The sequence below is a fragment of the Microbacterium sp. Bi128 genome (genome assembly GCF_918698205.1).
Window position 1 is genome coordinate 1 of sequence record NZ_CAKKMM010000077.1, and the last position, 13,386, is coordinate 13,386.

11 protein-coding genes are annotated in these 13,386 nt (G+C 71.1%); 8 read left to right on the plus strand and 3 right to left on the minus strand.

Annotated features, from left to right (window positions below; genetic code table 11):
* Positions 1 to 176: 176 nt before the first annotated feature.
* A complete protein-coding gene (locus LQV45_RS08350; RefSeq protein ID WP_230006591.1) occupies positions 177 to 2,228 on the minus strand; it encodes a M3 family metallopeptidase in 2,052 nt (683 codons plus the stop codon).
* A gap of 73 nt (positions 2,229 to 2,301) precedes the next feature.
* Between LQV45_RS08350 and LQV45_RS08355 the strand changes: the two genes are divergently transcribed.
* Both LQV45_RS08355 and LQV45_RS08360 read left to right on the plus strand, forming a co-directional pair.
* Positions 2,302 to 2,895: a helix-turn-helix transcriptional regulator gene (locus LQV45_RS08355; RefSeq protein ID WP_230006592.1), complete on the plus strand. Its 594-nt coding sequence runs from the start codon at positions 2,302 to 2,304 to the stop codon at positions 2,893 to 2,895.
* The gene (locus tag LQV45_RS08360; protein ID WP_230006593.1) at positions 2,892 to 3,095 is read left to right on the plus strand and encodes a hypothetical protein; all 204 of its coding nucleotides are present in this window, start codon (positions 2,892 to 2,894) and stop codon (positions 3,093 to 3,095) included. The genes LQV45_RS08355 and LQV45_RS08360 overlap by 4 nt, the downstream gene beginning before the upstream one ends.
* A gap of 49 nt (positions 3,096 to 3,144) precedes the next feature.
* On the opposite strand, the gene LQV45_RS08365 is transcribed toward LQV45_RS08360, so the two are convergent.
* Together LQV45_RS08365 and valS are read right to left on the minus strand one after the other, a co-directional pair.
* Positions 3,145 to 3,393: a hypothetical protein gene (locus LQV45_RS08365; protein ID WP_230006594.1), complete on the minus strand. Its 249-nt coding sequence runs from the start codon at positions 3,391 to 3,393 to the stop codon at positions 3,145 to 3,147.
* Positions 3,393 to 5,960 (minus strand): valine--tRNA ligase, encoded by a 2,568-nt coding sequence (valS, locus tag LQV45_RS08370; RefSeq protein WP_230006595.1) that lies wholly within the window; start codon positions 5,958 to 5,960, stop codon positions 3,393 to 3,395. Before valS ends, LQV45_RS08365 begins: the two co-directional genes overlap by 1 nt.
* A gap of 303 nt (positions 5,961 to 6,263) precedes the next feature.
* On the opposite strand from valS, the gene LQV45_RS08375 reads away from it, so the two are divergent.
* From LQV45_RS08375 to LQV45_RS08400, 6 genes are all read left to right on the plus strand, one after another.
* Entirely contained in the window at positions 6,264 to 7,100 is an 837-nt protein-coding gene (locus LQV45_RS08375; RefSeq protein ID WP_230006596.1) for an endonuclease domain-containing protein, read from the plus strand.
* A 174-nt stretch (positions 7,101 to 7,274) separates the two neighbouring features.
* The gene (locus tag LQV45_RS08380) at positions 7,275 to 8,888 is read left to right on the plus strand and encodes an ABC transporter substrate-binding protein (protein WP_230006597.1); all 1,614 of its coding nucleotides are present in this window, start codon (positions 7,275 to 7,277) and stop codon (positions 8,886 to 8,888) included.
* A gap of 13 nt (positions 8,889 to 8,901) precedes the next feature.
* Positions 8,902 to 9,885, plus strand: a complete 984-nt coding sequence (locus tag LQV45_RS08385; protein WP_230006598.1) for an ABC transporter permease — start codon at positions 8,902 to 8,904, stop codon at positions 9,883 to 9,885.
* Positions 9,882 to 10,739, plus strand: a complete 858-nt coding sequence (locus LQV45_RS08390) for an ABC transporter permease (protein WP_230006599.1) — start codon at positions 9,882 to 9,884, stop codon at positions 10,737 to 10,739. Before LQV45_RS08385 ends, LQV45_RS08390 begins: the two co-directional genes overlap by 4 nt.
* Positions 10,736 to 12,295, plus strand: a complete 1,560-nt coding sequence (locus LQV45_RS08395; protein WP_230006600.1) for an ABC transporter ATP-binding protein — start codon at positions 10,736 to 10,738, stop codon at positions 12,293 to 12,295. The genes LQV45_RS08390 and LQV45_RS08395 overlap by 4 nt, the downstream gene beginning before the upstream one ends.
* Positions 12,296 to 12,493: 198 nt before the next feature.
* Positions 12,494 to 13,386, plus strand: an 893-nt coding sequence (locus LQV45_RS08400; RefSeq protein WP_230006601.1) for a class I tRNA ligase family protein, incomplete at its 3' end; no start/stop codon positions are given.

A 13,386-nucleotide genomic window follows, 5' to 3' on the forward strand; every position in this document is an offset into this window, starting at 1 on the left:
GAGCGAGCTCTTCGACGTCGAGCGGGCGAGCGTGTTCGCGGTCGATGCGGTCGCGCACCCGGCGCAGCCTCGTCAGCTCGTCGAGCCGAGCCGCCGGGATGCTGTGCATGCGGCTATCGTGCCAGATCCGGTCGGGGTGGTCCCGATCGCCCGGGGCGACCGCAACCACGCCACCCTCAGCCGGTGAGTCCGCGACGCTCGAGCAGCGGCTGGATGTCGGCATCCCGACCGCGGAAGTCGCGGTAGGCCGCGAGCGGGTCGCCGGAGCCGCCGACGCCGAGGAGACGCTGGCGGAACCGGTCGCCGTTCTCGCGCGTGAGGCCGCCGTTCTCACGGAACCACTCGACCGTGTCGGCGTCGAGCACCTCGCTCCAGATGTAGGAGTAGTACCCGGCGCTGTACCCGCCCGAGAACACGTGCGCGAAGTACGTCGAGGCGTAGCGCGTGGGCACCGCGGGGTTGTCGAGACCGATGTCGGCGAGGGTCGCCGCTTCGAACGCCGCGACGTCGATCTCACCCGCCGCCTCGTCGACCGACAGACCGTGCCAGGCCTGATCGATCCAGGATGCCGCGAGGTACTCGCTCGTGGCGAAGCCCTGGTTGAACGCCTCCGACGCATGCAGCCGCTCGACGACGTCGGCCGGCAGCGGCTCCCCCGTCTCGTGGTGTCGCGCGTAGTGGGCGAGGATCTCGGGCCAGAAGATCCACATCTCGTTCACCTGGCTCGGGAACTCCACGAAGTCGCGGTGCACCGCCGTGCCGGCGAAGTGCGGGTAGGTGACGGTCGCGAACAGTCCGTGCAGTGCGTGACCGAACTCGTGGAAGAGCGTCGTGACCTCGTCGAGGGTCAAGAGCGTCGGCGTGCCCGGTGCGGGCTTGTTCACGTTGAGGTTGTTGACCACGACCGGGGCGGTGCCGCGCAGGCGCGACTGCGTCACGATCGAGTTCATCCACGCGCCGCCCCGCTTGGAGTCGCGGGTGTACAGGTCGAGCAGGAACAGACCGAGTTCGCTGCCGTCGGCGTTGTGCACCTCGAACACTCGCACGTCGGGGTGGTAGCCCTGGAGGTCGTGGCGCTCGGCGATCCGGATGCCGTAGAGCTGCTCGGCGGCCGAGAACACGCCGTCGCGCAGCACCCGCTCCGCCTCGAACCAGGGCCGCAGCGCCGCACGGTCGAGGTCGTACTGCTCGGCCCGCACCTTCTCGGTGTAGAACGCCCAGTCGTGCGCCTCGATCGCCACGCCATCGGTGTCGGCGATCCGCTGGAGGGCCTCCTGCTCGGCGCGCGCGTTGGCGGCCGCGGGACCGGCGAGGCGGCGGAGCAGATCGCGCGCGGCATCCGGGGACCCGGCGGTCTGGTCGGCGAGCACCGCGGCCGCGTGCGAGGGGTAACCGAGCAGGGCGGCGCGCTCGGCGCGCAGCCGCACGATCTCGCGGAGCGTCGCACGGTTGTCGTTCGCGTTCCCGCGGGTCCCGCGCGCCCGGGAGGCCTCCAGCAGTCGACGACGGGAGTCCCGGTTCGTGAGGGACGCGAGGTACGGGTGCCCGGTGTAGAGCGTGAGCGTCACGACGTAGCGGCCGTCGAGGCCGCGCTCGGTGGCGGCCTGCGCGGCGGCCGACAGCTCGCCCTCGCTCAGTCCGTCGAGCTCGGCGGCGTCGTCGAATACGACGGCGAGGTCGTTGGTGTCGGCGAGCAGGTTCTTCTCGAACGTCGTGGTGAGCGTCGACAGGCGCTGGTTGAGGTCGGTGAGGCGCTGCTTCTGCGCGTCGTCGAGTCCCGCGCCCGCCAGCGACATCTCGCGGTGGCGACGTTCGACGAGATACCGGCTCTCGGCATCCAGGTCGAGGGCGTCCAGGGACTCGTGCACGGCGGTGACGCGCGCGAACAGCGCGGTGTCGAGCTGGATCGCGTCGCCGTGGGCGGACATGAGGGGCGCGAGCTCTTCCTCGATGGCCTGGATCTCGGGTGTGCCGTCGGCCGAGGCGACGGTATAGAACGTGCGAGCGACGCGGTCGAGCATCTCGCCGCTGCGTTCCAGCGCGACGAGGGTGTTCCCGAACGTCGGGGGCTCGATCTGGGCGGTGATCGCATCGACTTCCACGCGCTGCGCGGCGAAGGCCTCGCGGAACGCGGGGAGATAGTGCTCCGGGCGGATGCTGCCGTACGGCGGCAGATCGTAGGGGAGTGGCGTCGGAGCGAGGAGGGGATTGGTCACGGCATCCGTCATCGTTCCAGCGTAGTCACTCCGATATGCAAAGAAGCGTTTGCATAACCTATGTTGCAAAGGTATATTTGCATTCGTGACCAGCCCCGCCGAACCCCGTGACCGCGTTCTCGACGCGGGTGCGCTCCGCGCTCTCGCCCACCCGCTGCGGGCGCAGCTGTTCGACCTGCTGAGCCAGTACGGTCCGCAGACGGCCAGCGGGCTGGCGGCCCTCACCGGGGAGTCCACCGGGGCGACGAGCTACCACTTGCGCGCCCTCGCCCGACAAGACCTCATCCGCGAGGTCGAGGGACGCGGGACCGCGCGCGAACGCTGGTGGGAGCGCCCCGTCGGGATGGTGACGCTGTCGAACCCCGAGCTCTCGCACACCGCCGCGGGTCGTGCGATCCAAGAGGCCGTGCACAGCGAGACCCTCAACATCCGCCAGCAACGACTGCTGCACTTCGCGATCCACGGATGGGAGGAACCCGAGCCGTGGCGCGAGGGCAGCCTCATCTCCACCGCCAGCGCGCGGCTCACCGCGGAGCAGATGACCGAACTCAGCGCCCGGCTGCAGGCGGTCGTCGACGAGACCGTCCAGCGCTATCGCCATCAGGCCGGAGACGGGCTGCGCGTCGTCACGATGCGCGCCGACGTCTTCCCCCTGCCCGCCGAAGGAGGCTCCTCATGACCGCGCTCACCGCGCCGCTCGTGACCGCCACGACCGTCGAGAAACTGCTCCTCACGCTGTCGCGGGTCCTGGCCGATCACGCCCACGCCCGCATGCACGCACGCGTGGCCCGCGCCGACGCCACCGCGCAGCGCGCCGTCCTGCTGGCGAAGACTCGTCGCCCGGTGTTCGAGGCCGAGTCCTACCTCAGAGTGCGCTGACGGAACGACGGAGGGCCGGGATGCGTCATCCCGGCCCTCCGTCGTCGAATCACGCGAACTCGTCGTCGGTGTCGTACCGCACGACGACCTCGCCCGAGGCGTCCTGCGACACGATCACGCCCGTGTCGAGCTCGGCGACGGGGCGCCCCTCGAGGAACGTCAACGTCCACCGCGGAGCCGGCGCGCTCAGTCCGTCGGGGTTCAGCGCCGCTTCGACGGCGGCGATCTGGGCGTGCAGCGCTGCGGGAACGGCCTGGGGCGGCTGCTCGCGAGCGGTCCAACGGGTTCCGAGCTGCATCAGTCCTCCTGGGGTGCGAACACGATGTCGGTGACGGTCGTGGCTTCGGCGTCGGCGAACGCGATCGTCTCGATGCGGCCCACGGCACGCAGGTCGCCCTCGGCGAGGCGCAGGAGCACCGCGTGCGGGCTCGCGATCGTCAGCGAGGTCACCGGCGTCTTCTGCGAGGCCTTGGCCTCGGTCTTGGCGCGACGGATGCCGATGAGCGCTTCACTGACCGCGGTGAGCACGGCCGGGTCGCCCTCGATGCCGAGCGGCGTGGGCCACGCGGCGGTGTGCACCGAGCCCTCTTCGAACCACGACCAGGTCTCTTCGGCCGCGAACGACAGCACGGGGGCGAAGAGGCGGACGAGGGCAGACAGAGCGGTCCGCAGGGCGAGGGCCGCAGACGCCTGACCGGCGTCGGTGCGGTCGTACGCCCGCTCCTTGACCAGCTCGAGGTAGTCGTCGCAGAACGTCCAGAAGAACGACTCGGTGATCTCCAGCGCGCGCGCGTGGTCGTACGCCTCGAAAGCCGCTGTGGCGTCGCGCACCACGGCATCCAGGGTCGCGAGCATCGACGCGTCGAGCGCGTGCGTGACCTCGGCGCCCTCGGGCACCGGGAACGACAGCACGAACTTCGCCGCGTTCAGCAGCTTGATCGCCAAGCGCCGGCCGATCTTGATCTGCGTCGGGTTCTGCGGGTCGAACGCCGCGTCGATTCCCAGACGGCTCGAGGCCGCCCAGTAGCGCACGGCGTCGGAACCGTGCTGCTGCAGGATGTCGGCGGGCGTGACGACGTTGCCCTTGGACTTCGACATCTTCTTGCGGTCGGGGTCGACGATGAAGCCCGAGATCGCGGCATCCGTCCACGGCACCCGACCGTCTTCGAGCGTGCTGCGCAGCATGGTGGAGAAGAGCCAGGTGCGGATGATGTCCTGGCCCTGCGGGCGCAGGTCGAACGGCGCCACGAGGTTCCACAGCTCGTCGTCGCGCTGCCAACCGCCGGCCAGCTGCGGGGTGAGCGACGACGTCGCCCACGTGTCGAGGATGTCGCGCTCGGCGTCGAAGCCGCCCGCGACGCCGCGCTGGTCTTCGGTGTAACCGGGGGGCACGTCGGTCGTCGGGTCGACGGGGAGGGTGGCGAGGTCGGGAGTCAGCACGCGGTCGTAGTCGCGCTCCCCGTTCTCGTCGAGGGCGTACCAGACCGGGATCGGCACGCCGAAGAACCGCTGGCGCGAGACGAGCCAGTCGCCGGTGAGGCCGTTGGTCCAGTTCTCGTAGCGCACGCGCATGAAGTCCGGATGCCACGACATCTCGCGGCCGAGGGCCACGAGGCGCTCGCGGAGCTCGGTGTCGCGGGCGCCGTTGCGGATGTACCACTGGCGCGTCGACACGATCTCGAGCGGGCGGTCGCCCTTCTCGAAGAACTTCACGGGGTGCGTGAAGGGCTTCGGGGCGCCCTCCATCTCGCCGGACTCCTGCAGCAGCTCGACGATGCGCTTCTTGGCGCTGAACACCGTCTTGCCCGCGAGCTCCGCGTACGCCGCCTTCGCGGCATCCGTCTCGATGACGTCGGGAGCGTCGGCGACGATGCGGCCGTCTTTGCCGATGATCGTGCGGTTGGGGAGGTCGAGTTCGCGCCACCAGATGATGTCGGTGACGTCGCCGAACGTACAGATCATGGCGATGCCCGAGCCCTTGTCTTTCTGGGCGAGCGGGTGGGGGAGCACCGGCACCTCGACGTCGAAGAGCGGGGTGCGGACGGTCGTGCCGAAGAGGGGCTGGTAGCGCTCGTCGTCGGGGTTGGCGACGAGGGCCACGCACGCGGCGAGGAGCTCGGGGCGGGTGGTCTCGATGAACACGTCGCCGGAGCCGTCGGTCTTGTGGAAGCCGAGGCGGTGGTACGCGGCGGGCTGGTCGCGGTCCTCGAGCTCGGCCTGCGCGATCGCGGAGCGGAAGTCGACGTCCCACAGGGTCGGGGCGAGCGCCTGGTAGGCCTCGCCGCGCTCGATGTTGCGGAGGAATGCCAGCTGGCTGGTGCGCATCGCGTCGTCGGAGATCGTGCGGTACGTCTGGCTCCAGTCCACGCTGAGCCCGAGGTCGCGCCACAGCGCCTCGAACGCCTTCTCGTCCTCGACGGTGAGCTGCTCGCACAGCTCGATGAAGTTGCGGCGGCTGATGGGAACCTGGTCGGCGGCCTTGCTGCTCTTGTTGTCGCCGCCCGCGAACGGCGGAGTGAAGTCGGCGTCGTAAGGGAGCGACGGGTCGCAGCGCACGCCGTAGTAGTTCTGCACGCGGCGCTCGGTGGGCAGGCCGTTGTCGTCCCAGCCCATGGGGTAGAACACCGTCTTGCCGCGCATGCGCTCGAAGCGCACCTTCACGTCGGTGTGGGTGTAGCTGAAGACGTGCCCGATGTGCAGGCTTCCGGATGCCGTGGGCGGCGGGGTGTCGATGGAGTAGACGCCCTCGCGGCCGACCTCGACGGCGCGGGCACGATCGAAGACGTACGTGCCGCGCTCGGTCCACGCGGCATCCCACTTCTGCTCGAGGCCCTCCAGGGCGGGCTTGTCCGGAATCAGCGACATGGGTACTCCTCGAGCGATATGTGCGGCACCGTGTGTGCGTGCCTGACTGTGGTCGCCTCCAGGATACCGAGTCCGACCCGCGTGCTCGCCCGTTGTTCGGCCGGGCGCGGGCGGTCGGCGGCATTGCGCGCGCGCAAACTCAGCGATGCGCGGTGTATCAGTTCATTTCGGCGTCTGCGCACTGAGCCTGTGCGTATCGCTGAGGTGGCGACCGCCGCTCACGGCTCCTCCCCAGGCCGGATGCCATCCACAGATCGCCGCGCGGACGGTCGAGGCCCCGTCCGAGTGGAGAACATCGTCCTCATGACCGCATCCGCACACGCCGCTGCCGCACGCGTCGCCGCCCTCGGCGGCATCGCCCGCCCCGTCCGGCTGCTCGACGAGGGGCACAGTCGGCGGCGTATCACTCAGGCCATCGAACTCGGCCTGCTCATCCGGGTGCGGCGCGGGTGGGTGGCCGTGCCCGGGGCGGATGCCGACCTCATCGCAGCGGCCCGCCACGGGGTGGTGCTCTCGTGCATCACGGCAGCCGCGAGGGCCGGTCTGTGGGTCGTTCACCGACCCGAGGTGCCCCACGCCGCCTATCCCGGGCGGGGCCGCGTCGTGAACTCGGCCGCGGTGGTGCATTGGCAGCGGCCGATCGTCCCGCGGCATCCGGACGCCCTCGAAGACGGTGTCGAGAACGTGCTGCTCACCGTGGCGGTCTGTCAACCGTATGAAGCGGCACGCGCCGTCTGGGACTCCGCGCTGAACCGGGGCCTCGTCGATCTCGCGGCCCTCCGCCGCCTGCCGTGGACGGGGGCCGCACGACGCCTGGCGGACGAGGCGACGCCGTGGGCCGACTCGGGGCTCGAGACGCTGTTCGTCGTTCGGCTGCGGTGGCTTCATCTTGCTATCCGCGTGCAGGTGTGGATCGTCGATCGTCGGGTGGATGTCTTGATCGGCGACCGCCTGGTGGTGCAGATCGACGGCGGTCACCACGTCGGCGCGCAACGCACCGCCGATATCCAGCACGACGCCGAGCTCCTCCTCCGCGGGTACCACGTCATCCGCGTCGGGTACGAGCAGGTCGTGCACCGATGGCACGAGGTGCAGGAGCGGATCATGCACGCGGTGGCTCAGGGACTCCACCGTGCGTGAGGTCGGTCATAACCTCAGCGATGTGCGCAGGATCAGTCGCACGGCCCGCTGCGGACTGAGCCTGTGCGCATCGCTGAGCGAGTGACGCGCGCCGCGATGGTCGCCGATTTCGAGACCGCGTCCAGGAAGTCGGTAAACTGGGGGCTTACCCCTACGCGATTCCGAGGTCGTTCCATGCCGTCCGTGCTCCTGCGCCGTCTCCTCTCCGTGACCGCCGTCGCGGCCGTGTCCGCCCTGGCCCTCTCGGCCTGCTCGGGAACGGATGCCGGTTCCTCCAGCGACAGCGAGCTGGTGTGGGCCATCGAGGGCGCCAACCTCTCGGCCGGCCACATGGACCCGCAGACCAGTCAGCTCGACGTGTCGGCCATGGTGCAGCGCGCCGCGCTCGATTCGCTCGTGTTCCAGGAGGCCGACGGGTCGTTCACGCCGTGGCTCGCCGAGTCGTGGGATGTCGAGGACAGCGGAGCGACGTACACCTTCCGTCTGCGCCAGGGCGTGACCTTCCACGACGGCACGCCGTTCGACGCCGCCGCGGTGAAGGCGAACTTCGACCGCATCGTCGCCCCCGAGACGGCGTCGGCGCAGGCCGCCGCGATGCTCGGCGGCGACCTCTACGCCGGCACCGACGTCGTCGACGAGAACACCGTCCGCGTGCGTTTCTCGCAGCCCTACGCGCCGTTCCTCCAGGCCGCGAGCACCGCTCTGCTGGGCTTCTACTCGCCGAAGGTGCTCGAGACCTCCGCCGATCAGCTCAAGGCCGGGGGCCCGGACGTCACCGTCGGCACTGGTCCGTACGTGCTCAGCTCGTACACGCCCGATCAGCAGATCGTGTACACCGCGAACGAGGACTACTCCTGGGGTCCCGACGGCGGCGGTGCCCCGCGGGTGAAGACGCTGCGCGTCGAGATCCTCCCCGAGGCGTCCGTGCGCCTCGGCGTGCTCTCCAGCGGCGAGGCCGACGTCGTGACGAACCTGCCGCCGAACCTCGTGTCGCAGATCCCCGCCGACGACACCGTGAACGCGATCGAGTACCCCGGACTGCCCTACTCGCTCTACCTCAACGAGAAGTACGGCGTCTTCGCCGATCAGAAGGTGCGTCAGGCGTTCTCGCGCGCGATCGACGTCGACACCGCCGTGCAGGAGATCTTCTTCGGCCAGTACCCCCGCGCGTGGAGCATCCTCGGCGCGACGACCCCCGGCTACGACGCGAGCCTCGAGGGCTCGTGGCCTTTCGACCCGGCCGCGGCGAACGCGCTGCTCGACGAGGCGGGCTGGACGGGGCGGGATGCCGACGGCATCCGCACCAAGGACGGTCAGCGCCTGACCGCTCGTTGGATCGCCTGGACCCCGGTGCCCGACGACCGCGCCGCCCTCGCGAACGCCCTGCAGTCCGACCTGCGCGCGGTGGGCTTCGACCTGCAGCGCGACGTGCTCGAGCCCGGCGCGTACAACGAGCAGTACGGCCCGAAGACCTTCGACCTCACCGATTGGGGCTTCTCGGGCGTCGACGCCGATCTGCTGCGCAGCCACCTCGCCACCGACGGCTTCCAGAACGCCTCGCAAGTGAGCGACCCGGCCCTCGACGCGCTGCTTGCGCAGGGCGCGGCCACGACCGACCCCGCGGCTCGCGCCGACATCTACGCCCAGGTGCAGCAGTGGAACGCCCAGCACGTCGCGATCGTGCCGCTGTACAGCCCCGCGTTGATCACCGCCGTGCGTCCCGACGTCACCGGCCTCAGCTTCGACCTGTACGGCCGGCCGCTGTTCGCCACGGCGAACCTCGGCTGACCCGGAGAGACGGATGCCGCGTCCCCGCGATCGTGCGCGCGCCGCGCTGGCGCGGGTCGGCGGGATCGCGGCATCCGTCGTTCTCGTGCTGTGGGGTGCCGCGACGCTCGCGTTCCTGGCGTTCCGGATCATCCCGGGCGACGCGGTCGACGTGTTGCTCGGGCCCCAGGCGCAAGTGAGCGAAGCGGTGAAGGACGGCATCCGCGCGGAGCTCGGCTTCGACCGGCCGGTGCTCGAGCAGTACGCGGCGTTCCTCGCACGGCTCGCGCGCGGCGATCTCGGGGAGTCGTACCAGTTGCGCCTGCCGGTGACCGAGGTGATCGGACGCCAGCTCGGATCGACCCTGCAGCTGACGGGTCTCGCGCTCGTCATCGCGATCGTGCTGGCGTTGGTGTCGGTGCTGCTCGTGCGCGGCCGGACCGCGCGAGCGGTGGCCGGCGGTGTCGAACTCGTCGTGCTGTCGTCCCCCGTCTTCTGGACGGGCCTGCTCCTGCTGTCGGTGTTCTCGTTCCAACTGGGGTGGTTCCCGGTGTCGGGGGCGCGCGATCCGGCCGCCGTCGTGCTTCCGGCGATCACCCTCGCCCTCCCCGTCGCCGCCCTTCTGTCGCAAGTCCTCCGCGACGGCGTCGAGACCGCCGAACGAGAGCCGTTCCTGCTGACCGTCCGCGCCCGCGGAGCCTCCCCGCTGCGGGAGAGCACCCACCACACGCTGCGCCACGCCTCCGTCGGCGGGGTCACCCTGGCCGCCTACCTCGTCGGGTCTCTTCTCGGCGGGGCGGTGCTCGTGGAGACCGTCTTCGCCCGTCCCGGCATCGGCCGGGTCACCCTGACCGCGATCACCGACCGCGATCTGCCGGTCGTTACGGGCGTCATCCTGTTGAGCGCCCTCGTCTTCGTCGTCGTCAACACGATCGCCGACCTCGTCGTGCCGCTGCTGGACCCGCGGCTCGCTCGCGCGACCCCCGCGCTCGGCCCCCGGACCGAGGTGCCCGCGTGAGCACCGAGATCCGCTCGACGCCCGTCCGGCGTCACTCCGCTCCGGGCGCCGCGCGACGGGTCGCGCTGATCGCCGCCGCCGTAGTGCTGCTCGCCCTCGGCCTCGCGGCGCTCGCGCCGGGCGTGCTCGCGACCCACGACCCGCTCCTCACCGACGTCCGTCAAGCGCTGCAGGCTCCGAGCGCGCAGCACTGGTTCGGCACCGACCAGAGCGGACGCGACGTGTACTCGCGCGTCGTGTTCGGCGCCGGGCGCTCGATCGGCATCGGGCTGCTCGCCACCGGACTCGCCCTCGTCGTGGGGGTCGCGATCGGTTCGCTCGCCGCGGTCGCGCCGCGCCCCGTGGATGCCGCCGCGATGCGGGTGATCGACATCCTGCTGGCGTTCCCCGAGTTCTTGCTCGCCCTTTTGGTGGTCGCCGTCCTCGGGCCCGGGGCGGCGAACGTCGCGGTCGCCGTCACCCTCGCGGCGCTGCCCGTGTACGTCCGGCTCGCCCGGGCCCGCACGCGCGCGCTCTCGTCGACCGAGTACGCCGAGGCCGCCCGGATCGTCGGCGTGCCCCGGCCCGTGGTGCACGTGACGCACGTGCTCCCCGGGGTCGTGGCATCCGCGAGCGTGCTGGCGACGATCGGCATCGGCACCAGCATCCTCGCGGCCGCCGGACTGAGTTTCCTCGGACTCGGGCCGACCGAGCCGACGCCCGAGTGGGGGCTCATGCTCTCGTCGGGCCGCAACCTCCTCGTCCAGGCGCCGTGGGTCGCGGTCTTCCCGGGGCTGGCCATCACGGTCACCGTGGTCGCGGTCAGCATCGTCGGTCGGACCCTCCGTGCACGGTCCGAGGAGCGTGGAGCATGAGCGGCATCCGAGTTCGCGACCTGCGCATCGCGGGAACGGACGGTGACATCGTGCGCGGACTGGACCTCGACGTCGCGGCGGGGGAGTGCGTGGCGCTCGTCGGCGAGTCCGGCACGGGCAAGTCGCTCACCGCCCGGTCGCTCCTCGGTCTGCTGCCCCGGGGGCTCACCGCCGCCGCCGAGACGATGGAGATCGACGGCGTCGACGTACGTGGCTTCGGCGAGCGGCAGTGGCGTGCGCTGCGCGGGCGCCGCGTCGCGCTCGTGTCCCAGGATGCGCTCGTCTCCCTCGACCCGCTCCGGCGGATCGGTGCCGAGGTGGCCGAACCTCTCCGCATCCACGAGCCCTCGGTGCGCGGAGCGGCCCTGCGTGACCGTGTCCGGGACGCTCTCACGCGGGTCGCCCTTCCCGAACCCGACCTCCGCGCGCGGCAGTATCCGCACGAGTTGTCGGGCGGTCTCCGCCAGCGCGCCCTCATCGCCTCGGCGGTCGCCGCGCGCCCGGCCGTGCTGATCGCCGACGAACCGACGACGGCCCTGGATGCCACGGTGCAGGCGCGCGTGCTCGACCTGCTGCGTTCCGTCGCCGACGAAGGTGTCGCGGTCGTCCTCATCACCCACGACCTGGCCGCCGTCCGTCGCATCGCCGACCGCGTCGTCATCCTGCACGAGGGCGCCGTCGTCGAGACCGGACCGACGGCCGCGGTGATGGCCGCACCACGCGACCCGCACACCCGCACCCTCGTCGCCGCGGCCTCTGCGGCGCCGTTGCGTCGCGCGCCGCGGACCGATGCTCCGCTGCTGAGCGCCGAAGGTCTGACCAAGCGGTTCGGCGACCGTGTCGCCGTCGACGGCGTCTCGTTCGAGGTGCGTCGAGGGCGCACACTCGCGGTCGTGGGGGAGTCCGGGTCGGGCAAGACGACCCTCGCCCGCATGATCGTGGGCGTCGCCGAGGCCGACGCCGGCACTCTGCGCGTCGACGGCCGGGCGTGGTCGCCGCGCGTCGCGCGGGGCGCTGCCCGACGCCGGATACAACTCGTGCAGCAGAACCCCTGGGGCGCCCTCGACCCGCGCTGGAGCGTCGGGCGGACGCTCCGCGAAGCCGTGACCGTCACCGGCGCGACTCGTTCCCAGCGCCGTGCTCTCGTCACCGATCTGCTCCGCGAGGTCGGGCTCTCGCCGGCCTTCACCACCCGGCGACCGGCGCAACTGTCGGGCGGACAACGGCAGCGGGTCGCGATCGCCCGAGCCCTCGCGGTCGGTCCAGAGCTGCTGGTGCTCGACGAGCCCGTGTCGGCCCTGGATGCCACCGTGCGCGCGCGCATCCTCGACCGGCTCCTCGACCTCCAGCGTGAGCGCGACCTCGCGATGGTGTTCGTCACCCACGACCTCGACGTGGTGCGGGGCATCGCCGACGATGTCCTCGTGATGCAGGACGGCCGGGTCGTGGAGGCAGGGCCCGTGGCGCGCATCTTCGCCGAGCCGCGCCATCCGTTCACGAGAGAGCTGCTCGACGCCGCGGCATCCGCGCCCGCCGGTCCCGGCGCGACGGCGTAGACTGGGTGCATCAGCACCGATCCGGCCATCACCGGGGAGCTCTCGGAAGAACCGGGTCACGGCCCGCAGTAGAACCGAGCGGGGCAGGCCCGTCACAGCCGCAGTGAGAGAGGCGCACACCCCGGTGGGCGCAATGCGGGGTGGTACCGCGGTCCGAACGGATCGTCCTCGCAGGTGGATCGCGACCTGCGGAGAGACATGACCTACCCACGCCCCTCATCCTTCGGACCGGCGGCCGATGCCGCGGCCTCCGTCGTCCCCAGCCCCCGGTTCCCCGAGATCGAGAGCGACACGCTCGCGTTCTGGGACGCCGACGACACCTTCCGCGCCTCGATCGCACAGCGCGACGGCGGCGAGGAGTGGGTGTTCTACGACGGCCCGCCGTTCGCGAACGGCCTGCCCCACTACGGGCACCTCCTCACCGGCTACGCCAAGGACGTCTTCCCGCGCTTCCAGACGATGCGCGGCAAGAAGGTCGATCGCGTCTTCGGGTGGGACACGCACGGCCTGCCCGCCGAGCTCGAGGCCATGAAGCAGCTCGGGATCACCGAGAAGGACGAGATCGAGCGCATGGGCGTCGCCGTCTTCAACGGCAAGGCGCGCGAGTCGGTGCTCGAGTACACGCGGGACTGGCAGGACTACGTCACGCGCCAGGCGCGCTGGGTCGACTTCGAGCGCGGCTACAAGACGCTCGACACGACGTACATGGAGAGCGTCCTCTGGGCGTTCAAGACCCTGCACGACGAGGGCCTGGCGTACGAGGGCTACCGCGTCCTGCCCTACTGCTGGCGCGACGAGACACCGCTGTCCAGCCACGAGCTGCGCATGGACGACGACGTCTACAAGATGCGCCAGGACCCCTCGGTCACCGTCACGTTCCCGCTCGTCGGCGCCAAGGCCGAGGCGCTCGGCCTCACCGGTGTGCGGGCGCTCGCGTGGACGACGACGCCGTGGACCCTGCCGACGAACCTCGCGCTCGCGGTGGGTCCCGGCATCCGGTACGCCGTGATCGAGGGCGGACCTCACGGTGCCGCCGACGTGCACCGCGCGCCCGACGGCACGCCCGACGAGGCGATCGAGGCCACCGCGCA

Excerpts from the sequence above, each read along its gene's own strand:
- LQV45_RS08350 (WP_230006591.1), bottom strand. The coding sequence starts at position 2,228 with ATGACGGATGCCGTGACCAATCCCCTCCTCGCTCCGACGCCACTCCCC.
- LQV45_RS08360 (WP_230006593.1), top strand. The coding sequence starts at position 2,892 with ATGACCGCGCTCACCGCGCCGCTCGTGACCGCCACGACCGTCGAGAAA.
- LQV45_RS08365 (WP_230006594.1), bottom strand. The coding sequence starts at position 3,393 with ATGCAGCTCGGAACCCGTTGGACCGCTCGCGAGCAGCCGCCCCAGGCC.
- valS (WP_230006595.1), bottom strand. The coding sequence starts at position 5,960 with ATGTCGCTGATTCCGGACAAGCCCGCCCTGGAGGGCCTCGAGCAGAAG.
- LQV45_RS08375 (WP_230006596.1), top strand. The coding sequence starts at position 6,264 with ATGACCGCATCCGCACACGCCGCTGCCGCACGCGTCGCCGCCCTCGGC.
- LQV45_RS08380 (WP_230006597.1), top strand. The coding sequence starts at position 7,275 with ATGCCGTCCGTGCTCCTGCGCCGTCTCCTCTCCGTGACCGCCGTCGCG.
- LQV45_RS08385 (WP_230006598.1), top strand. The coding sequence starts at position 8,902 with ATGCCGCGTCCCCGCGATCGTGCGCGCGCCGCGCTGGCGCGGGTCGGC.
- LQV45_RS08395 (WP_230006600.1), top strand. The coding sequence starts at position 10,736 with ATGAGCGGCATCCGAGTTCGCGACCTGCGCATCGCGGGAACGGACGGT.